This is a genomic window from Streptomyces sp. NPDC025784 (genome assembly GCF_055558435.1).
Window position 1 is genome coordinate 250,604 of the sequence record NZ_JBVHMN010000009.1, and the last position, 18,940, is coordinate 269,543.

Here is an 18,940-nt window from a genome sequence, read left to right on the forward strand (position 1 = left end):
CACGCCGTTCACTCAAGGTGGACCAGGTCGGCCGCGGTGTCGATGTCGTAGGCCTGCGCCACGTCCCCGCACTCGACGAGCGTGATCGCCTCTTCATGGGCCTTGAGATAGGCGCGGGCGCCCCGGTCGCCGGTGGCGCTGCGCGCGATGGCGTCCCAGTGCCCGGCCCCGAAGAGGACGGGGTGGCCGCGTTCGCCGTCGTAGGACGCGGCGGCGAGCGAGAGGGGAGAGGTGTACGCGCCGAGGACCCGGGACACCGCCTCCGGGCCGATCCCCGGCTGGTCGACCAGGAGCACCAGCGCGCCGCCGGCACCCGTGTCCGCCAGTGAACCGAGGCCCGCGCGCAGCGAGGAGCCCATGCCCTCCTCCCACTCCGGGTTGTCCACGAGGACGCATCCGGGCAGCGCGGCCCGCGCCCGCACGGCGTCGGCCCGGGCGCCCAGCACCACATGGACGCGTGCGCAGCCGCCGGCCCGCAGGACCTCGACCGCGTGTTCGACGAGTGGCCGCCCGCGGTGTCGCAGGAGCGCCTTGGGGCGCCCCCCGAGGCGGCGCCCGCCGCCGGCCGCGAGCAGCAGTCCGACGACCTGGTCCTTGTTGTCCGTCATGCTCCCTGCATACCCGAGCGGGGCGGGAGCGCGCGCCGGAACCCGGCCGGGCCGCCCGATGTCCCAGGGCTGAATTTCGGTCCGTGCGGTGGCGCCCGGCGCACGCGGTGGCGTTTACTGACCCGCGTCCCCCGGCGCCCGACCACCGCCATGGGGAGCTGGGGCCTGGTGAGGACGATCGACGCACAACGGCGTGCGAGGGGGGAGTGCTGTGTTGCGGAGCTTGGGGCAGAGGGCAGTGACCGGCAGTGACGAGGACCCGAGGGTGGCGGAACTGCGCATCGCCGTCTCCCGGCTGCGCCGTGAACTGGCCGCGCATCCGGCCGAGTTCCCCGACCGCGGCATCGCCGAGGACGAGCTCGCGGCCCTCGCCGCGATGGCCGCCGGCGGCATCCCCGAGACCCCTCGGCTGCGCCGCTCCCTGCTGCTGGTCGCGGGTGCGATCGGCTCGGTCAGCGCGCTGTCGACGCGCCTGGCCGACGTGCGCAGCGCGGTGGAGCTGTTCGGGGAACCGCCGCGCCGCTGAGCTGCGGGGCGGGTGCCCCGCAGCGGGATCCGGGGCTCAGGCGGCCGGGCCCGAGCTGGCCAGGGCCTCCGACAGCTCCTGCGCCACCTGCTGGAGCACGGGCACGATCTTCTCGGTGGCCGACTCGGTGACACGGCCGGCGGGCCCGGAGATGGAGATGGCGGCGGCGGTCGGGGAGTCGGGCACGGAGACCGCCAGGCAGCGGACGCCGATCTCCTGTTCGTTGTCGTCGACCGCGTAGCCGAGACTCCTGACCTCTTCCAGGGCGGCGAGGAAGCCGTCCGGAGTCGTGATCGTCTTATCCGTCGCGGCGGGCATGCCGGTCCGGGCCAGCAGGGCGCGCACCTCGTCGGCCGGGGTGTGTGCGAGCAGCGCCTTGCCCACGCCGGTGGAGTGCGGCAGTACGCGACGCCCGACCTCGGTGAACATCCGCATCGAGTGCTTGGACGGCACCTGGGCGACGTAGACGATCTCGTCCCCGTCGAGCAGGGCCATGTTGGCGGTCTCGCCGGTCTCCTCGACCAGTCGCGCCAGATACGGGCGGGCCCAGGTGCCGAGGAGCCGGGACGCGGACTCGCCGAGGCGGATCAGGCGCGGTCCGAGCGCGTACCGGCGGTTCGGCTGCTGACGCACGTAGCCGCAGGCCACCAGCGTGCGCATGAGCCGGTGGATGGTGGGCAGCGGCAGTCCGCTGCTCGCGGAGAGCTCGCTCAGGCCGACCTCGCCCCCGGCGTCCGCCATGCGCTCCAGCAGGTCGAAGGCGCGCTCGAGGGACTGGACGCCACCACTGGGAGCGGGCGATTTGGCGGCGTCGGTGGTGCGGGCGCTGGACGGCGGCACGGCGGCGGTCCTTTCACGGCTCAGGAACGTCAGGGTCGGCCCGGCGGAGGGCCTCTCGCAGGGCGGCGGTGTGCGCCGGGAGGGTAGTGATGCAGCCTACCCGGCGGCTGGTTGACTCCCGTGTTGTGCATAGCTACGTTCTGCTCTTTGGAATTCTACTTCCGCTTTGTGGAAACATCCAGAGTGGGTGTCCCGGGAGCACAGTGGAGGTGTGCGCTCTTGACGGCACCTGGGCCGCGGGGAAGACTCCTTCAACAGATCGTTGAATTCCGTTACGCGGAAGTAAACCGCGCCGTCACGGCGGCGGCAGTGATCAGCAGCGGCAGAGAGAGGGGTCCGGGTGTCTGGTGTCGGAGGGGTCGAACTGATGCTGCGCTCGACGCGTGTCATCACGCCCGAGGGGACGCGCGCCGCCACGGTCGCGGTCGCCGGAGGCACCATCACGGCCGTGCTCGCGCACGACGCGGACGTACCGGACGGCGCCCGGCTGGAGGACTTCGGCGACGACGTCCTGCTGCCCGGCCTCGTCGACATCCACGTCCATGTGAACGACCCCGGCCGTACCGAGTGGGAGGGCTTCTGGACCGCGACCCGCGCCGCGGCCGCCGGCGGCATCACCACCCTCGTCGACATGCCGCTCAACTCCCTGCCGCCCACCACGACGGTGGACAGCCTGCGCACCAAGAAGGACGTCGCCCGCCCCAAGGCACACATCGACGTCGGCTTCTGGGGCGGGGCGCTGCCCGGCAACGTGAAGGATCTGCGACCCCTGCACGACGCGGGCGTCTTCGGCTTCAAGGCGTTCCTGTCGCCCTCCGGCGTCGACGAGTTCCCCGAGCTCGACCAGGAACAACTCGCGCAGTCGCTCGCCGAGATCGCCGGCTTCGGCGGCCTCCTGATCGTGCACGCCGAGGACCCGCACCACCTCGCCGCGGCCCCGCAGAAGGGCGGCCGCAAGTACTCCGACTTCCTCGCCTCGCGTCCCCGTGACGCCGAGGACACCGCGATCGAGCACCTCATCGCCCAGGCCCGGCGGCTCGACGCACGCGTGCACGTGCTCCACCTGTCGTCCAGCGACGCGCTGCCGCTGATCGCCGCCGCGAAGGCGGACGGCGTACGGCTCACGGTCGAGACCTGCCCGCACTACCTCACCCTGACCGCCGAGGAGGTCCCGGACGGCGCCAGCGAGTTCAAGTGCTGTCCGCCCATCCGTGAGGCGGCCAACCAGGACCTGCTGTGGCAGGCCCTCGCCGACGGCACCGTCGACTGCGTCGTCACCGACCACTCGCCCTCCACGGCCGACCTGAAGACCGACGACTTCGCGACCGCCTGGGGCGGCATCTCCGGCCTCCAGCTCAGTCTGTCCGCGGTGTGGACCGAGGCCCGCAGGCGCGGCCACACCCTCGACGACGTGGTCCGCTGGATGTCCACGAGCACCGCCCGGCTGGTGGGCCTCGACGACCGCAAGGGCGCCATCGCCCCCGGCCGGGACGCCGACTTCGCGGTCCTCGCCCCCGACGAGACCTTCACCGTGGACGCCGCCGCGCTCCAGCACCGCAACCGCGTCACCGCCTACGCGGGCAGGACCCTGAGCGGCGTCGTCAAGTCCACCTGGCTGCGCGGCCGGCGGATCGTGGACCGGGGCGAGTTCACCGAACCGGCCGGCCGGCTGCTCTCCCGCCACCCGTGACCCGCACCAGCCCCGCACCCGCAGCGGCCGATCCCGAAAGGCAGACCTGATCATCGTGACGGCGATTCCTCACTTCACCGGCGACGCGAACCCCTACGGAGGCGGCGACCCGTACGCGGACTACCGCACCGCCGACTTCCCCTTCACCCAGTACGCCAACCTCGCCGACCGGCAGCTCGGCGCGGGTGTCATCGCCGCCAACGACGAGTTCTTCGCCCAGCGCGAGAACCTTCTGGTGCCCACAGCCGCCGAGTTCGACCCCGAGCACTTCGGCCACAAGGGCAAGATCATGGACGGCTGGGAGACACGGCGCCGCCGCGGTGTCTCGGCCGAGCACCCGTGGCCGACGGCGGAGGACCACGACTGGGCGCTCGTCCGACTCGGCGCGCCCGGCGTCGTCCGCGGCATCGTCGTGGACACCGCCCACTTCCGCGGCAACTACCCGCAGGCGGTGTCGGTCGAGGGCGCGTGCGTGCCCGGTTCCCCCTCGCCCGAGGAACTCCTCGCCGACGACGTGAAGTGGACGACCCTCGTCACCCGCACCGCCGTCGGCGGTCACGCGGCGAACGGCTTCGCGGTCTCGGCCGAGCAGCGCTTCACGCACCTGCGGGTCAACCAGCACCCCGACGGCGGCATCGCCCGGCTGCGGGTGTACGGCGAGGTCGTGCCCGATCCGCGCTGGCTCTCGGTCCTCGGCACCTTCGACGTGGTGGCGCTGGAGAACGGCGGCCAGGTCGAGGACGCCTCGAACCTCTTCTACTCGCCCGCCACCAACACCATCCAGCCGGGGCGCTCCCGCAAGATGGACGACGGCTGGGAGACGCGGCGCCGCCGGGACGACGGGAACGACTGGATCAGCTACCGGCTCGCCGGACAGTCCGAGATCCGGGCGATCGAGATCGACACGGCGTACCTGAAGGGCAACAGCGCCGGCTGGGCGTCGGTGTCCGTACGGGACGGGGCCGAGGGGGAGTGGGTGGAGGCGCTGCCGCGGACCCGCCTCCAGCCCGACACGAACCACCGCTTCGTCCTGGACACCCCCGCCGTCGGCACCCACGCGCGCGTGGACATCTTCCCCGACGGCGGGATCTCGCGGCTGCGGCTGTTCGGGTCGCTGACGCAGGAAGGCACGGCGCGGCTGGCCGCCCGTCACCAGGAGCTGGGCGGCTGACTTCGGTCCCTCCCCTCCGTCGCTGCCGGCCCCCGTGCTCGTGGCGAGGGTGGGCGTGCTCTTCCGCCCCCCGTGCTCGTGGCGAGGGTGGGCGTGCTCTTCCGATCCCCCCGCTCCCGGCGGGGTGGGCGCCCTGTTGCGGGCAGGGTGCCCCTTCGCCGCCTGACGCCGGCCCGGACCCCGCACCCGGCGTGCCGGACAGGGCTCGATCGCCCTGCCCGGCACGCGCGTGCGGGGGAGGCGGCAGGCCGCTACGCCGCGTGGCCCCCGTCCACCGAGAACTCGGCCCCCGTGACGTAGGCCGCCTCCGGCCCGGCCAGATAGGCGATGGCCGAGGCCACCTCGTCGGCCGTGCCGAAGCGGCCCAGGGCGGTCATCGCCGCCTGGCCCGCCGCGTACGGACCGTCGGCGGGGTTCATGTCCGTGTCGATCGGCCCGGGATGCACGATGTTCGCGGTGATCCCGCGGTCACCCAGCTCCCGGGCCAGGGCCTTGGTGAGCCCGATCAGGGCCGACTTGCCGGTCGCGTAGAGCGTCCCGCCGGGTCCCGGCACCCGTTGGGTCATGCAGGTGCCGACGGTCACGATCCGGCCACCCCGGCCCATCCGCGCCGCCGCGGCCTGGGAGGCCAGGAAGACACCGCGGACGTTGACGGCGAGCACCCGGTCCACGTCCGCGGGGGACAGTGAGTCGAGCGGGCCGAGGACCCCCACGCCCACGTTGTTCACCAGGACGTCGAGCCCGCCGAGCGCCTCCGCGGCGCGGCCCACCGCCCCGGCCGCCTCCGCGGGGTCCGCCGAGTCCGCCCGCAGGGCGATCCCGCGCCGCCCCAGCGCCTCGACGGCCCGGACGACGCCGGCCGCCTCCTCCTTGCTGCGGACGTACGTGAGGGCCACGTCGGCGCCCTCCCGGGCGAGCCGTACCGCCGTCGCCGCACCGATGCCACGGCTGCCGCCGGTCACCAGGGCCACCTTGCCGTTCATTGCGAGATCAGTCGTTTCCTGTGAGGTCATGCGTCCATCCCAGCGGGCGCGGCCCCGGGGTGCTGGCGGCGAACGGACACCGAGTTCGATGCGGAACTCTTCCTTCCACTTTTTGCGTTCCCCCCTCGTGACTCTTCAGCAAAAGATCGTCGGCAACGCCATGCAGATGGCGGTCGTCAACCTGCGCCCCGGTCAGACCGTGTACTGCGAGGCCGGCAAGTTCCTGTTCAAGACGGCGAACGTGACCATGGAGACCCGCCTGTCCGGGCCCTCCGGAGGCGGGGGCACCCCTCCGGCCGGCAACGGCGGCTCGGGCATGGGCGGCATGCTCCGCCAGGCCATGGGCACGGCCATGCAGGTCGGCCAGCGCGCACTCGCGGGCGAGTCGCTGGCCTTCCAGTACTTCACCTCCACGGGCGGCGAGGGCACCGTCGGATTCGCGGGCGTGCTCCCCGGCGAGATGCGCGCTCTGGAGCTCGACGGCACGCGCGCGTGGTTCGCGGAGAAGGACGCCTTCGTGGCCGCGGAGTCGAGCGTGGAGTTCGGCATCGCGTTCCAGGGCGGCCGGACCGGCCGCAGCGGCGGCGAGGGGTTCGTGCTGGAGAAGTTCACCGGGCAGGGCACGGTGATCATCGCGGGCGCCGGCAACTTCATCGACCTCGACCCGGCCGACTTCGGCGGTCGCATCGAGGTCGACACGGGCTGTGTCGTCGCCTTCGAGGAGGGCATCCGGTACGGCGTCCAGCGCGTCGGGGGCCTGAACCGGCAGGGGCTGATGAACGCGGTGTTCGGCGGCGAGGGCCTGTCGCTGGCCACCTTGGAGGGCAGTGGCCGCGTGATCCTCCAGTCGATGACCATCGAGGGCCTCGCCAACGCCCTGAGGAAGGCCCAGGGCGGGGACAAGCAGGGGCCGACGGGCGGCCTTTTCTCGACGCACGCGGGCTGACGCACGCGGACTGAGGCGCGCGACCGGCAGGCCGGCGGCGGCGTCACGGGCTCCGGCGTCACCGTCCACGGCTACGAGCGGGGACGGTCGTGCCACGTACCGGAGCCACCGGGGACTGTCTCCTGCGGTGTCACCCGGCATCCGCGTGGCGAAACGGTGTAGCCCCCACGCACCCCCGTCGGTACGGTGATCGTCCCCGTGGGAGCCGTCGACGTCTCCACGCCCGCCCGTGACCGCTGGAGACCGCTCCCATGTCGTCGATCGCCGTACCCGGCGCGCTCGCGCCCCGTCGCGCCTGGCTCACCGACCTGCCCGTCCTGCTGGTGGCCGTGGTGTGGGGCGCCAGCTATCTCGCGGCGAAGGACATCACCACCGCGCGGACGGTGATCGCCGTCCTGGTGCTGCGGTTCGCGGTCGTGCTGCCGGTGCTGGTGATCGCGGGACGGCGCGCGTTGAGGTCCCTGACCGCGGCGCAGTGGCGTGGGGCGGCGGTGCTCGGGCTGATCCTGAGCGGGATCTTCCTCCTGGAGACGTACGGCGTCGTCCACACCTCGGCCACCAACGCGGGCCTCATCATCAGCCTGACCATGATCTTCACGCCGCTCGCCGAAGCGGCCGTCACCCGGGTGCGTCCCCCGCGCGCCTTCCTCGCCGCGGCCGGTGTCTCCGTGCTCGGCGTGGTGCTGCTCACCCAGGGCGGCGGCTTCACCCGGCCGTCCCTCGGCGACCTGCTGATGCTGCTCGCCGCTCTCGCCCGGACGGTGCACGTGCTCGCCATGTCCCGCATCAAGGCCGTGCAGGGGGCCGACGCGCTGCCGCTGACCACCGTCCAACTGGGCGCGGCCGTCGCGGTGTTCGCGCTGCTGTCGACCGGAGCAGACGCCACCCCCTGGAGCGCCGCCGCGGGCTTCGGCGCACGGGAGTGGGCCGGGCTGCTGTTCCTCTCGGCCTTCTGCACCCTGTTCGCCTTCTTCGTGCAGATGTGGGCGGTGCGCCGGACCTCGCCGTCCCGGGTGAGCCTGCTGCTCGGGACGGAACCCCTGTGGGCCGCCGCGGCCGGTATCGCCCTCGGTGGTGAGCGGCTCGGCGCGGCGGGCCTGGCGGGCGGCGTCCTGGTGCTCGTGGGGACCGCTTGGGGACGCCGGTCGGCAGGTTAACTCCCGGAAAAATCATCGGACCCGGCGGGAGAAAACCGCCTCCTTGACATTGACATGCCATGCTCTACGCGCGTCATCCTGAAGGCATGAGATTCCCCCCACGAATCACTCGCATCGGCACGCTCGTCTCCCTCATGTCCGCCCTGCTCGTCGGCGGCACCGCGGTGGCCCCCGCCGACGCCGCGACCGCGGCCGTCGGCAGCGTCTGTTACGGCGCACTGCCCTCACAGGCGCACGACACCCTGGACCTGATCGACGCGGGTGGCCCCTTCCCGTACCCCCAGGACGGGACCGTCTTCCAGAACCGCGAGGGTGTGCTGCCCTCTCAGTCCTCCGGCTACTACCACGAGTACACGGTCATCACACCCGGTTCCCCCACCCGCGGCGCCCGTCGCATCGTCACCGGCCAGGAGACCCAGGAGGACTACTACACCTCGGACCACTACGTGACGTTCAGGCTGGTCGACTTCGGCTGCTGAACCGCCCGTGATCCCAGGGCGACCCGGCCCGCCGGAGGTCCGGTCCGCGATCAGCCGGACCTCCGGCTCTCCGCCGCCGCGAACAGCGCGACCGAGAGCACGATGAGGGCGACGCTCGCGTACACCTCGTAGCCGTCGAGGAAACCGAGCCGGCGCACCAGCCCCCACACTCCCGACACGTGCAGCGGGCCGGTGATCGCCGGTATGAGGCCCAGGACGCCCTGGACCAGGGCCACGAAACCGAGCACTTCGAGAATCCGCTTCATGGGACGACCCTCGCCCCACGGCCTCCCCCACGACCATCGGCCGTGGGGCGAGCCATGCCCGTCCCGAGTCTGCGACCCCGCCGCACCGGAGCGCCGAAAGTCTGAAGGGCCGCGACTTTGGTCGACGATCACCGTCGCGATGCGGTGGCACCGGACGGGCCTGCGTAGATTTGTCGACCGTGAATGGTGACCATCCGGCGCGGTCGGCGCGCGACGTACCGGGGCGGACGGCCATGCCCCGCGCCCAGGCCGCGAAGACGGACCCGACGCCCCTGCCGCACGGGGCGACGACCTCCCCGGAGGGCCTGGCCCCGCAACCGGTGCCCTCGCTGCGCACCCTGTCCGCCCGGCGCTGGCTGCTCCCGTCGACCGTGATCGCCGAGTTGGACCTCGACGCCGGCCGCCCGGCCCGCTCCGGACGGCCCCGGCGCACCGTACGCGACTGGATCGTCGACTTCGGCTGCTTCCTGCTCGCCCTGGCCATCGGTCTCGCCGCCGCGAACACGCTGACCAAGGACCCGAACACCCCCCACGCCCTGGCCGTCGTCGACCAGGTGCTCGGCGCGCTGGCCTGCGGGGCGGTATGGCTGCGGCGCCGGTGGCCGCTGGGGCTCGCCGCCGCCCTGATCGCCGTCGGGCTGGTCTCCACCACCGCGGGCGGCGCGGGCCTGGTCGCTCTCTTCACGCTCGCCGTCCACCGGCCCTTCAAGTACGTCGGCACGCTCGCCGGTCTCCAGCTCGCGCTGCTCCCGCTGTACTTCTGGTTGCGGCCCGACCCCGATCTGCCGTACCTCGCCGCGATCGCCGTCACCGCCCTGCTGACCGCCACGGTGGTCGGCTGGGGCATGTTCGTCCGCTCCAAGCGTCAGCTCATGCTGAGCCTGCGGGACCGGGCCCGGCGCGCCGAGACGGAGGCGGAACTGCGAGCCGAACAGGCCCAGCGGCTCGCCCGCGAGGCGATCGCGCGCGAGATGCACGACGTGCTCGCGCACCGGCTCACCCTGCTCAGCGTGCACGCGGGCGCCCTGGAGATCCGGCCCGACGCGCCCCACGAGGAGGTCGCGCGGGCGGCCGGCGTGATCCGGGAGAGCGCCCACGAGGCGCTTCAGGACCTGCGCGAGATCATCGGCGTGCTGCGCGCGGGGGACTCCGACGAGGCAGGGCGACCGCAGCCGACGCTGGCCGCGCTCGACGCGCTGGTCACCGAGTCCCGTTCGGCCGGGATGAAGGTCGCCCTGGCCAATCGCGTCGTCGACCCGGCCGCCGTGCCCGCGTCCGTAGGACGCACCGCGTACCGGATCGCCCAGGAGGGACTGACCAACGCCCGCAAGCACGCGCCCGGCGCGGAGGTGACGGTGACGGTGTCGGGCGGAGCCGGCGACGGCCTGACGCTGTCCGTCCGCAACCCCGCCCCGCCGGGCGACGTCCCGCTCGTCCCCGGCTCCGGCCAGGGACTGATCGGCCTCACCGAACGCGCCACGCTCGCGGGCGGCCGACTGGAGCACGGAGCCGAGGGCGACGGCGGATTCCACGTCCGCGCCTGGCTGCCCTGGCCCGCCTGACACCGGCCCCGAGGGGACGGGCGGCCGGCGCGGCGCGCACCAGCTCCCCGTTCTCGACGAGTTCGGCATCGACGATCGCGCACTCGTCGAACAGGCTCATGCCGGTGCTGCGTCTCGCTTCGGGGCCCGGCGATAGGTGTCCACCGACATGGACAGCGTGTCGATCTGCTGATCAGCGGTCAGGCCGGAGGATGACTTCCCTTCGACGAGTTGGCGGACCAGGTGAAGGGCAACGGTGAATCCGGGCCTCGCGCAGCGCATACGCCCTGGCGGTCGACGTATCCGGTGTCGTCCTGGTCGAAGCCGACGATCCGGACGGCGATCCTCCGCTCGTTGATGCTCCTGGGCAGCCTCTCGCATCGGTGGGTCCTGGGCCTCTGAACGCACGTCGGACCGGGGCACACAGGGCCGGAAGGGAAATGGTTGTGCCAGGACCGGGGGAACTCCGGGACAAGGATGTGGCCGGCCGATGGCTCGATGAAGAAACCTCTCGTTCCCCGCCGCCACCCGTTCCTTCGGGTCTACGCTGGCCTGCAACGGGGACGACTTGACGGGACGGGGAGCGACCATGGCTGATCGGGACGCTCCTTCGCTCGTACGGATCGAGACAGTCGAGACCGATGGGCACGGCTCGCGTCAGATCAGCAACAGGACGCGACGCTCGGCCCCGCTCGCCGAGCGTGCCGACGAGGTGCGGGCAGCCATCCAGCAGGCGACGGTCATCGCCCAGGACTCTCTGGCCCAGGTGCCCGAGCGGCACGGCTGGGCAGTGAGCAGCGTGCAAGTCGCCTTCGGCCTGACGCTCGCTGCCGAGGCAGGCGTCATCCTCTCGAAGGCGTCGGCGGAGGCGTCTCTCGAGGTGACGCTCACTGTGGAGCGGGCCGACGGTGCGCCATGAGCGCAGAGTCGTACGCGGATGCGTACTGGGTGCGGATACACGAGGGTGAGCTGCACTTGGGTGCAGGGTTCCTGGTCACGCGGGGCTTCGTCCTGACCGCACTGCACGTCGTGTCGGCGGCATCCGGCGACGACGTGCGCCTGAATCTGCACCTCCCGGATGGACAGCGGGTGCCGGGACGGCTGTGCGACCGGATCGAGGACTCGGACCTCGCGCTCATCGCAGTCCTCGACGCCCACGCGTACGACCTCCCGCTCGCCCCACCCACCGACCGTCCGCGGCCGGACGTGGCATGGCTCGGCAACTATCGGCCGCCGGACACGAAGACCGCGCTGAGCGGGCACGTCACCCACGCACCCATCACTCATCGGAGCGACGCGCACGGCGAGTTCACAGGGCTGCAGATGACCGTTGCCCAGCTGGTGCACGACTTCGCAGGTTACTCCGGCAGCCCGGTGCACGCCGTCCCCGCCGACGCGGAACCGGGTGAGCGGCCCGTCGTGGGCATCCTCATGGAGCAGGAGCTCAGCCGAGCGGACGGCTCCCGGGACACGAACGTGGTGTTCGCGGCATCCGTACAGCACGCCGCCGAGCGGTTCCCGTACTTCGACGTCGGCCATCTGCGCGATGTGGTGGCCGGGAAGCCGACGGTCCTGCCGGGCCCGAGACCCCTGGTCGAGCCCCGCCGGGACCCGCCGACCGCAGGTGTCGAGGGGTACTTGAAGAGGGTCCGGCAGTTGCTGGACGACGGCCTCATCACGCCGGAGGAAGCCGCGCGGAGTCGTGATCGGGCGCTTCGTGCGCTGGATGACCAGCTGCTGGGCGGGGCTTCGGGTGACTGAGCACACCGCGGCGAGGTGGTCGCAGCGGATCGGCGCCGCCGAGCGGGCGGTGCGTGGCGAGCACGGATCGCTGGATGCGCTGCGCGCCGACCTCACGACGCTGGCCGACGACCAGGGGCTTCTCCACACCCCTGACGACGCACAGCAATTCGCCTACCTGGTCACGTTGTTGCGCGAGCTGGACCTGGCCGAAGAGCTCGCCGCGGCGCTGGACGTGGCCGTGGAATGGATCGATGCGGGACGCGTGGGGCCGCAACACCGGTGCGTGGTGCACAACCGGCTCGCTGCGGCCCTCATCGACGAGGGCGGCTCCTACCTCGACAACGGCCTGACCGCGCTGGAGTCGGCGCTTGACGCCGCGGACACCCCGGTCGAGAAGGCTCACACCCACACGAACCTCGCCCTGTGCGCCGCCGGGCAGGGCAAGTGGCGGGCCGCTGAGTCGCACGCCCGGCAGGGGAAGGAACTGGGGAACTCGCTGCCAGAGTCCGGGTCCCGGCTCGACGTACTCCTGCGCACCACCTCCGTTCTCTTCCTGTCCGCGGGCCGCGCCGAGGACGACGTGCGAGTACGGCAGCTGGCCCACGGCCTCGAGGAGTTGTGCCGGCAGCAGATGGACCGGCTGGGGGACGACCATCCTCGGTCCCTGGAGGCCCTGGTCCTGATGGCCTCGGCCCGGCATGAAACCGCCGCGCTGGACGGCGACTTGACCGGTATGGAGCGGCTCGTCGACGTCCTCGCGGTGGCGGCCCAGCGTGCGTCGACCACGCTGGGGCTGCGGCATCCGCAAGCCAAAGCGGTGCGCAAGGCCCTCGCCCACACGCACGAGGTCACGGCCCGGGCCCGCGCTGACCTGGTCGCCGCCCCACGGCCTTCGACCCCAGAGCGCCACGCGAGTTTCGGCCTCGTCCTCGAACTCCTCGTCCACGGTATCGAAGGCGCGACGCCCGAGCGGACGCTCGCTGACCCGCGCGTCGTGCAAATCGCCGGTGACGAGATCGCGGCGCTTCACCGCAGGGCCGAGGACGCGGACGCAGAGCAGCGGCCACACGACTATCAGGGGCGCACCGTGCCTGAGACCTACAGCTGGGGGCCGCTCGCGCCAGGCCGCCCCGGTCAGGTGCTGTGGTTCCTGCTGCTCCCCTTCATGCTCGTGAACCTCGCCCACTGGATGCGCCCGCCCGCCCGTGGTCACCAGCGCACCATCAGGCTGCACGGCGTTCTGATCAGGCTCGCGGGGCTCAGCCTGACGGTCATGGTGGTGACCGCCGTCTGCGAGCTCTCCCTGGACCTCGTCGCCTGGCAGTGCGCGGGCCAGACCGCGTGCGCCCGCGGTCAGAGCTTCTGGCTGGGTTTCCTCTCGGCGGAGTCCGGCTGGTGGGGGCAGCCTGGCCGCCGTCTCGCCATGGGATCGCTTCTGCCGTGCGCGCTCATCTATCTGTTGTGGCGACTGTCACGGCGGACGTGGAACGCGTACGAGTCCCAGCAGCCGCTGTCCCACCCCCCGAGCGAGACCGACTACGAGGGGGCGCCTCGGCCTGCCCTCTCGAGGCCGGGCTTCTGGTACGGCAGTCGTCTCCTGGCCCGGCTCAACTCGATGCACACCACCGCCGGGCTGTGCACTGTCGCCGTGCTGCTCGTCGCGGCGCCAAGCCGCTACGACCGGCAGGCCGGCGGACCGGTCGCCCTGGTCATGTGCGGCGAGCTGCTCAGAGCGCTGATCGCTACCTTCGGTTTCATGGCGGTTTGGGGGGTCTGTCGTCGGGGCCGCTCCGAGAGCCGGATCGACCGCCGCCTGGACCCGGAGTTCACACGGGCCGCCCCCACCGGCTCGGCCGCACTCGTCGCGCTGTGCCTCTTGTACGCCCTGTGGTCCCGGCCCGGCTGGCGGTCCGCGGGACTGCTGCCGAGCAGTGAACTGGTCTACGGAGGACTGCTGTTGGCGCAGGGCGCGATCGTGGTGGCGCTCGCCATAGCCGGGACAGTGCTGTTCCGCAGTGCTCCCGCCCCACACATCCTGTTGCGGGGCCTGGCCCCGGCTACCGCCGTGACGCTCGCCTTCTCCCTCTACAACATGATGGCCGCCGGCGCCGTTCAGGGCCTCGCGGACTGGCTGGGCGACTACGGCAAGCCGGGCACCGCAGGCGGCTCCATCGCGGGACCCCCTCCCCTGGTCACTTGGCAGATGTCCGCCATCCCCGTGCTGCTCGCCGTGCTGCTGGCTCTCGCCGGTGCGATGCGCCTCCAGCTCCGCAGAATCGAGCAGCGGTTGCTCACCTCCGTGGAAGCCGAGTATCCGGGCGAAGGCTACGACCTGCTGCGCACGCGTCGGATCGCCACCGCACGGGCGCGCGCCCGCATCACGGATTCGATCCCCATGATGCTGAGCACCATGGCCACGGCCGTCCTGCTGCTGAGCACGGCCTCCCTGGCGGGGGCCTTCGTCACCGGCGCCCCGCCGGGTGGCTCCGGAACCGGGCTGCCGGAGCCACTGGTGGAGCTGAGCCAGGCGCTGAAGGGGATCGGGTCCTGGCTGATCGCCGTCGGGGTCGTCGTTTTCCTCAACTCCAGCCGCCGGGCCTCCCGTGCGCCCACGTCCCGCAGCCTCCTCGGCATCGTGTGGGACCTGGGCACCTTCTGGCCCCGCGCCGCCCACCCGTTCGCGCGGCTCAGCTACTCGGAGCGGGCCGTCCCCGATCTCACCTGGCGGATGTCCACGTGGTCCCGGTCGACGGGCGGCCGGATCCTGGTGTCAGCACACTCCCAAGGCAGTGTGCTCGCGGCCGCAGCCATCTGGCAGCTCCCCCCGCCCGAACGCCACCGTGTCCAACTGCTCACCTACGGCTCACCGCTGGAGCGCCTGTACGGGCGGCTGTTCCCGGCATTCTTCGGGCAGCAGGAGCTGCGGGCCCTGCACCGCGAGGTGCACAGCTGGCGCAATCTGTGGCGGGCCACCGATCCCATCGGTGGCCCGGTGTTCCTCGCGGCACAGCCGGACGGCCCCGAAGTCGACGTTCAGCTGAAGGATCCCCTGACCTTCGGCCGGAGCGTCGAGCACCCACTGCCCGCGCCGATCCGCGGGCACACCGACTACAACGCCGATCCGGCGTTCGCCCAGGAACACGAGCGCATGACGGCGTCGGCGTTCCCGGGGCGGAGTGCCCCTGCGCCCCGCTTGTCACCCGACGGTACGTAGGCCGCACGCCGGAAGACGCGACCGGTAAGCGGCAAGTTGGGGCTGCGGACGCAACCCCTGTCAAGATCGGTGCATGGACGGCTCACTAGCTGTTCTGTCCATGGAGGTCGGTGACCGTGATCACGGCTGTGTGATCTTGAACGGGAGAGGGCCTTCCGGGTTCGGCGTGGATTGCGACATCTCACCGAACAGCAGAAGGCCCTCGTGCCCCCTCGTCATGCACCCCTGACCGAGACCGGCCGCCTGCGTCTGGCCCGTTGCGTCGTCCTGCACCGCGTTCTGACCCGCTACAGCCTCGCCCGCCTGGCCCACCTGGACCGGGCCACCGGCCAGGCGATCCGGCGCTACGAGCACGCCACCCCCGGTGACCTCGTACACGTCGACATCAACTGCACCGGGCGGAGCCCCCGGGGTGTCAGGCGCCCGGACGCAGGATCACCCTGCGTCCGTGGAGCTCACCCCGCTCCATGCGCCGGTGCACCTCCGCCGCCGCACTCAGCGGCAGCACCTCCGTGCCGCGCGGACGCAACAGACCGGCGGACAGCAGGTCGTTGATGGCGCCCGCCGCCGACGCCAGCTCGGCCGGCGTGGCGTGGGAGATCGCGAACCCCCGTACGGACGCGTCCTTCATGTACAGGGGCCCCACCGGCAGCACCGGTTCGTCCTTCGCCCCCGCGAGCAGGACGATGCGGCCGCGGTGCGCGAGCAGCGCGACGGCCGAGGCGAGGTCGTTGTGACCGGAGGTGTCGACGTGCAGGCCGACCCCGTCCGGGGCGAGCCGCGACAGATGACCCGTGAGATCCGGGTCGCGGTAGTCCACGACCTCCGCGGCGCCCAGGTCCCGGCAGTGGTCGTGGTCCCGGGGCGACGCCGTCGCGATGACACGGGCACCCGCACGGACCGCGAGGACGACCAGCGCGGCCCCCACGTTCCCCGCCGCCCCGCCGACCACCACGGTCTCGCCGGACTGCAGGCCGCCGTGCGTGAACAGGGCGAGATACGCGGTCGCCGCCGGGTGGACCACGGCCACGGCGACCTCGGGATCCACGCCCGGCGGCAGCGGGTACAGCCGGTCCAGGGACACCACGGCCTGCTCGGCCGCCGCACCCTGACGCCCGCCGTGCCCGAGGCTGTTGCACCACACGGCGTCACCGACCGAGAAGCCGCCGCCCGGCGTCGCGACCGTGCCCACCAGGTCGCGCCCGACGACGAAGGGGAACTCCAGCGGCGTACGGAACACCCCTGAACGCACGAAGGTGTCGACGGGGTTGACCGTGGTGGCCCGCACGTCGACGAGTACCTCGCCCGGGCCCGGCACAGGTGCGGCGAGCTCTCCGTAGCGAATGACGTCGGGTGGGCCGAGCTGTTCGGCATAAGCGGCACGCATGGCCATGGATTCTTCCACCGGGTGGGCGCACCCGGGCGAAACGCGCGCGTTCTTCGTCAAGTCGTCCGCAATTCCCTCCCGCCGCACTCCGAAGATGAGGAACCGGAAGCGCCGCGGACTTGACGGACCCGCACGGGCACTTTTGCCCGCGCTCCCCGAGCGGCGCAGCATTCCGGGCATCAGCCGACAACACCGGGAGAGACAAGACCGTGGGTGACAACACCGTGAGTGAGAAAGTCCCGGGGGAGAGCCCCCTGTTCCGCGCCGCGGCCGATGTGCACGTCGACGCCACGCCCCTCCAGGTCTACTCCGTCGTCAGCGACCTCGGCCGCAGCGGCGACTGGAGCGAGGAGTGCGTCGGAGGCGAGTGGGTGGAGGGCGAGCCCGCCACCGTGGGCGCCGTCTTCCGTGGTGAGAACCACCGCGAGAAGGACGTGGTGGCCTGGGCGCCCGTCGTACGCGGCTCCTGGAGCACCCGGTCCGAGGTGATCGCCGCGGAGCCCGGCGCCACGTTCTCCTGGGCGATCCAGGACTCGGCGGGACGCGCCCAGGAGAGCGTCTGGACCTTCGACATCGAGCCCGACGGCACCGGCAGCCGGCTGGTCCACCACTTCCGGATGGGCGCCGCCACGGAGGGAATCCGCGGGATCACCACAGAGATGGACGCGGAGCAGAAGCAGAAGTTCTTCGCCGACTGGGGAGCCAAGCTGGAAAAGGACCTGGCGGCGACCGTCAAGCGCATCAAGGACGTCATCGAAGGCGAATTCAAGAGCTGAATTCCGAGCCTGTTGAGCCTGGGTAGGAGAGGGCGAGCACGTGTTGCTGCAACGGATAGGAAACCGGGGAATCCGGCTCGGGACGCTCTTCGAGCGAGCGGCCGCCCGGCACCCCGCGAACGTACTGATACTCGACCACGATCTCGACATCGCGCCCGGACTCGGGCGCCGCGCCACGGTCGCCGAAGTCGCCGACCTGGTCGACGACTTCGCGTCCCGGCTGTGGGCGGCACGGGTCAGGCCCGGCGACCGGGTGGTCATCTACAAGTCCGACGGATTCGACATCACCCTGCTCGCCTGTGCCACGGCCCGCGTCGGTGCCGTACCGGTGCTGCTGTCGCCGAAGCTCGACGGCGGGACGGTGACCGAGCTGGTGCGGCGCACCGACCGCCCGTACCTCGTCACCGACCAGGCGAAGCTGGAGGAGGAACTGCCCGACTCGGTCGTCGGACTGGCCTCCGCCGTGCTGCTGACCTCCGGAACGCACCCGGCGGCCACCCCGCTCGCCGACTTCGAGGGCGTCGAGCGGGTCGCGCCGGTGACCATGCCGCCCGAGCACCCGACGCTCATCACGCACACCTCCGGGACCACCGGCACGCCGAAGCTCGCCGTCCACACCGGGCGGACCCTGCAGGCGCGTTACCGGCCACAGGCCTCCGTCGTCGGCCCGCTCGTCCGCGGACGCGAGACGATCGCCATGCACGTGTCGTTCGTGCACTCGCGGCTCTTCACGGCACTCGCGATCTCGCTGCACCGCGGATTCCCCGTCGTCGTGCTCGCCGACTCCGACCCGGCGCACGTGGGGGACCTGTTCGCACAGCTGCGGCCGGGAATCCTGGAGGCGCACCCCAACTCCTTCATGAAATGGGAGGAGTTGGCCGACGACCCGCGCCGCCCGCTGTCCAACGTCAAGCTGTACAGCAGCACCTTCGACGCCATCCACCCCCGGACCGTGCGGCGGCTGCTGACCGCCACCGACCGCCGGGCCCCCGTCTTCGGCCAGCTCTACGGACAGAGCGAGATCGGCCCCGCCGTGGTGCGCTCCTTCAGCAGGCGCCGGCCCGAAGAGGCCGACGGGCGCTGCGTGGGCATGCCGTTCCCCGGCATGACCGACGTCCGCGTCGTGAGCCGCAACGGCCGGCCGCCGTCCAAGGACAACCCCGGATTCATCGAGGTCAAGAGCGACGGCCGCATCGTCACCTACCTCGGCGAGCAGGAGCGCTACGACAAGCAGCTGTCGGACGGCGGCTGGTGGCGCATGGGCGACGTGGGTTACCGCACCAAGTGGGGCTGTCTGCACCTGCTGGACCGGGAGGTCGACGTCATCGAGGGCTTCGGCTCCACGCTGGCCGCCGAGGACCGCCTGTTCGCCCGGCTCGACGACCTCGCCGAGGTCATCATCATCCCCGGCGCGGACGGCACGGCCGTCCCCGTGGTGTGCACCAAGGACGACGTACCGCTGGACCTCGACGCATGGCGGTCCGCGGCCGAGGGCCTGCCGCCCATGGCGGACCCCGTCCAGTGGCGGCTCGCCGATCTGCCGCAGACGGCCACCACGAAGATCAAGCGCCTGGAACTGGCGCGCGTCCTCACGAACCAGGGCGGCTGACACG

At 72.0% G+C, this 18,940-nt stretch carries 17 protein-coding genes and 1 pseudogene; 13 read left to right on the forward strand and 5 right to left on the reverse strand.

The window, feature by feature from the left end; all coding sequences use genetic code 11:
- Window positions 1–8 precede the first annotated feature (8 nt).
- Complete coding sequence (locus ACZ4IF_RS21940; protein ID WP_359500596.1) at window positions 9–608, reverse strand: nucleotidyltransferase family protein; 600 nt, start codon at window positions 606–608, stop codon at window positions 9–11.
- A gap of 211 nt (window positions 609–819) precedes the next feature.
- Between ACZ4IF_RS21940 and ACZ4IF_RS21945 the strand changes: the two genes are divergently transcribed.
- Window positions 820–1,134 carry a DUF5955 family protein gene (locus tag ACZ4IF_RS21945; RefSeq protein WP_078629005.1) on the forward strand — a complete coding sequence of 105 codons (315 nt, stop codon included), beginning with the start codon at window positions 820–822 and terminating at the stop codon, window positions 1,132–1,134.
- A 36-nt stretch (window positions 1,135–1,170) separates the two neighbouring features.
- Here the strand turns inward: ACZ4IF_RS21945 and ACZ4IF_RS21950 are convergent, their stop codons facing one another.
- A complete protein-coding gene (locus ACZ4IF_RS21950) occupies window positions 1,171–1,974 on the reverse strand; it encodes an IclR family transcriptional regulator (RefSeq protein ID WP_467565156.1) in 804 nt (267 codons plus the stop codon).
- 367 nt (window positions 1,975–2,341) lie between these two features.
- On the opposite strand from ACZ4IF_RS21950, the gene allB reads away from it, so the two are divergent.
- On the forward strand, window positions 2,342–3,664 hold the full coding sequence (allB, locus tag ACZ4IF_RS21955; RefSeq protein ID WP_467565338.1) for an allantoinase AllB: 1,323 nt from the start codon (window positions 2,342–2,344) through the stop codon (window positions 3,662–3,664).
- 55 nt (window positions 3,665–3,719) lie between these two features.
- Window positions 3,720–4,835 carry an allantoicase gene (gene alc, locus ACZ4IF_RS21960; RefSeq protein WP_467565158.1) on the forward strand — a complete coding sequence of 372 codons (1,116 nt, stop codon included), beginning with the start codon at window positions 3,720–3,722 and terminating at the stop codon, window positions 4,833–4,835.
- A gap of 251 nt (window positions 4,836–5,086) precedes the next feature.
- On the opposite strand, the gene ACZ4IF_RS21965 is transcribed toward alc, so the two are convergent.
- Window positions 5,087–5,848, reverse strand: a complete 762-nt coding sequence (locus ACZ4IF_RS21965) for an SDR family oxidoreductase (RefSeq protein ID WP_467565160.1) — start codon at window positions 5,846–5,848, stop codon at window positions 5,087–5,089.
- 97 nt (window positions 5,849–5,945) lie between these two features.
- Between ACZ4IF_RS21965 and ACZ4IF_RS21970 the strand changes: the two genes are divergently transcribed.
- The 3 genes from ACZ4IF_RS21970 to ACZ4IF_RS21980 all read left to right on the forward strand — a co-directional run bounded on the left by ACZ4IF_RS21970 (window position 5,946) and on the right by ACZ4IF_RS21980 (window position 8,400).
- Window positions 5,946–6,764, forward strand: a complete 819-nt coding sequence (locus tag ACZ4IF_RS21970) for an AIM24 family protein (protein ID WP_467565162.1) — start codon at window positions 5,946–5,948, stop codon at window positions 6,762–6,764.
- Window positions 6,765–7,015: 251 nt separating this feature from the next.
- Window positions 7,016–7,921 carry a DMT family transporter gene (locus ACZ4IF_RS21975; protein ID WP_467565164.1) on the forward strand — a complete coding sequence of 302 codons (906 nt, stop codon included), beginning with the start codon at window positions 7,016–7,018 and terminating at the stop codon, window positions 7,919–7,921.
- Between the two features lie 86 nt (window positions 7,922–8,007).
- Window positions 8,008–8,400: a guanyl-specific ribonuclease gene (locus ACZ4IF_RS21980; RefSeq protein ID WP_467565166.1), complete on the forward strand. Its 393-nt coding sequence runs from the start codon at window positions 8,008–8,010 to the stop codon at window positions 8,398–8,400.
- A 50-nt stretch (window positions 8,401–8,450) separates the two neighbouring features.
- On the opposite strand, the gene ACZ4IF_RS21985 is transcribed toward ACZ4IF_RS21980, so the two are convergent.
- Window positions 8,451–8,666 carry a hypothetical protein gene (locus tag ACZ4IF_RS21985; RefSeq protein WP_467565168.1) on the reverse strand — a complete coding sequence of 72 codons (216 nt, stop codon included), beginning with the start codon at window positions 8,664–8,666 and terminating at the stop codon, window positions 8,451–8,453.
- A gap of 179 nt (window positions 8,667–8,845) precedes the next feature.
- Between ACZ4IF_RS21985 and ACZ4IF_RS21990 the strand changes: the two genes are divergently transcribed.
- From ACZ4IF_RS21990 to ACZ4IF_RS22010, 5 genes and pseudogenes are all read left to right on the forward strand, one after another.
- On the forward strand, window positions 8,846–10,228 hold the full coding sequence (locus tag ACZ4IF_RS21990) for a sensor histidine kinase (RefSeq protein ID WP_467565170.1): 1,383 nt from the start codon (window positions 8,846–8,848) through the stop codon (window positions 10,226–10,228).
- Window positions 10,229–10,796: 568 nt separating this feature from the next.
- Entirely contained in the window at window positions 10,797–11,126 is a 330-nt protein-coding gene (locus ACZ4IF_RS21995) for a CU044_2847 family protein (RefSeq protein ID WP_467565172.1), read from the forward strand.
- Window positions 11,123–11,968 (forward strand): S1 family peptidase, encoded by an 846-nt coding sequence (locus tag ACZ4IF_RS22000; RefSeq protein ID WP_467565174.1) that lies wholly within the window; start codon window positions 11,123–11,125, stop codon window positions 11,966–11,968. Before ACZ4IF_RS21995 ends, ACZ4IF_RS22000 begins: the two co-directional genes overlap by 4 nt.
- Complete coding sequence (locus ACZ4IF_RS22005) at window positions 11,961–15,164, forward strand: ATP-binding protein (protein WP_467565176.1); 3,204 nt, start codon at window positions 11,961–11,963, stop codon at window positions 15,162–15,164. Before ACZ4IF_RS22000 ends, ACZ4IF_RS22005 begins: the two co-directional genes overlap by 8 nt.
- Window positions 15,165–15,431: 267 nt before the next feature.
- Window positions 15,432–15,578 (forward strand): annotated as a pseudogene (locus ACZ4IF_RS22010) (IS481 family transposase); the annotation flags it as partial.
- A gap of 1 nt (window position 15,579) precedes the next feature.
- Here ACZ4IF_RS22010 and ACZ4IF_RS22015 read toward each other — a convergent pair.
- A complete protein-coding gene (locus tag ACZ4IF_RS22015) occupies window positions 15,580–16,551 on the reverse strand; it encodes an NADPH:quinone reductase (protein WP_467565178.1) in 972 nt (323 codons plus the stop codon).
- Window positions 16,552–16,775: 224 nt separating this feature from the next.
- On the opposite strand from ACZ4IF_RS22015, the gene ACZ4IF_RS22020 reads away from it, so the two are divergent.
- Window positions 16,776–17,327, forward strand: coding sequence for an SRPBCC family protein (locus ACZ4IF_RS22020; RefSeq protein WP_467565180.1), 552 nt, complete (start codon window positions 16,776–16,778; stop codon window positions 17,325–17,327).
- 40 nt (window positions 17,328–17,367) lie between these two features.
- The gene (locus ACZ4IF_RS22025; protein WP_467565182.1) at window positions 17,368–18,936 is read left to right on the forward strand and encodes a class I adenylate-forming enzyme family protein; all 1,569 of its coding nucleotides are present in this window, start codon (window positions 17,368–17,370) and stop codon (window positions 18,934–18,936) included.
- The last annotated feature ends 4 nt before the right edge of the window (window positions 18,937–18,940 follow it).

Bases quoted from the DNA above. Each gene is read 5' to 3' on its own strand.
- ACZ4IF_RS21940 (WP_359500596.1), bottom strand. From the start codon at position 608: ATGACGGACAACAAGGACCAGGTCGTCGGACTGCTGCTCGCGGCCGGC.
- allB (WP_467565338.1), top strand. From the start codon at position 2,342: ATGCTGCGCTCGACGCGTGTCATCACGCCCGAGGGGACGCGCGCCGCC.
- ACZ4IF_RS21965 (WP_467565160.1), bottom strand. From the start codon at position 5,848: ATGACCTCACAGGAAACGACTGATCTCGCAATGAACGGCAAGGTGGCC.
- ACZ4IF_RS21975 (WP_467565164.1), top strand. From the start codon at position 7,016: ATGTCGTCGATCGCCGTACCCGGCGCGCTCGCGCCCCGTCGCGCCTGG.
- ACZ4IF_RS21980 (WP_467565166.1), top strand. From the start codon at position 8,008: ATGAGATTCCCCCCACGAATCACTCGCATCGGCACGCTCGTCTCCCTC.
- ACZ4IF_RS21985 (WP_467565168.1), bottom strand. From the start codon at position 8,666: ATGAAGCGGATTCTCGAAGTGCTCGGTTTCGTGGCCCTGGTCCAGGGC.
- ACZ4IF_RS21995 (WP_467565172.1), top strand. From the start codon at position 10,797: ATGGCTGATCGGGACGCTCCTTCGCTCGTACGGATCGAGACAGTCGAG.
- ACZ4IF_RS22000 (WP_467565174.1), top strand. From the start codon at position 11,123: ATGAGCGCAGAGTCGTACGCGGATGCGTACTGGGTGCGGATACACGAG.
- ACZ4IF_RS22015 (WP_467565178.1), bottom strand. From the start codon at position 16,551: ATGCGTGCCGCTTATGCCGAACAGCTCGGCCCACCCGACGTCATTCGC.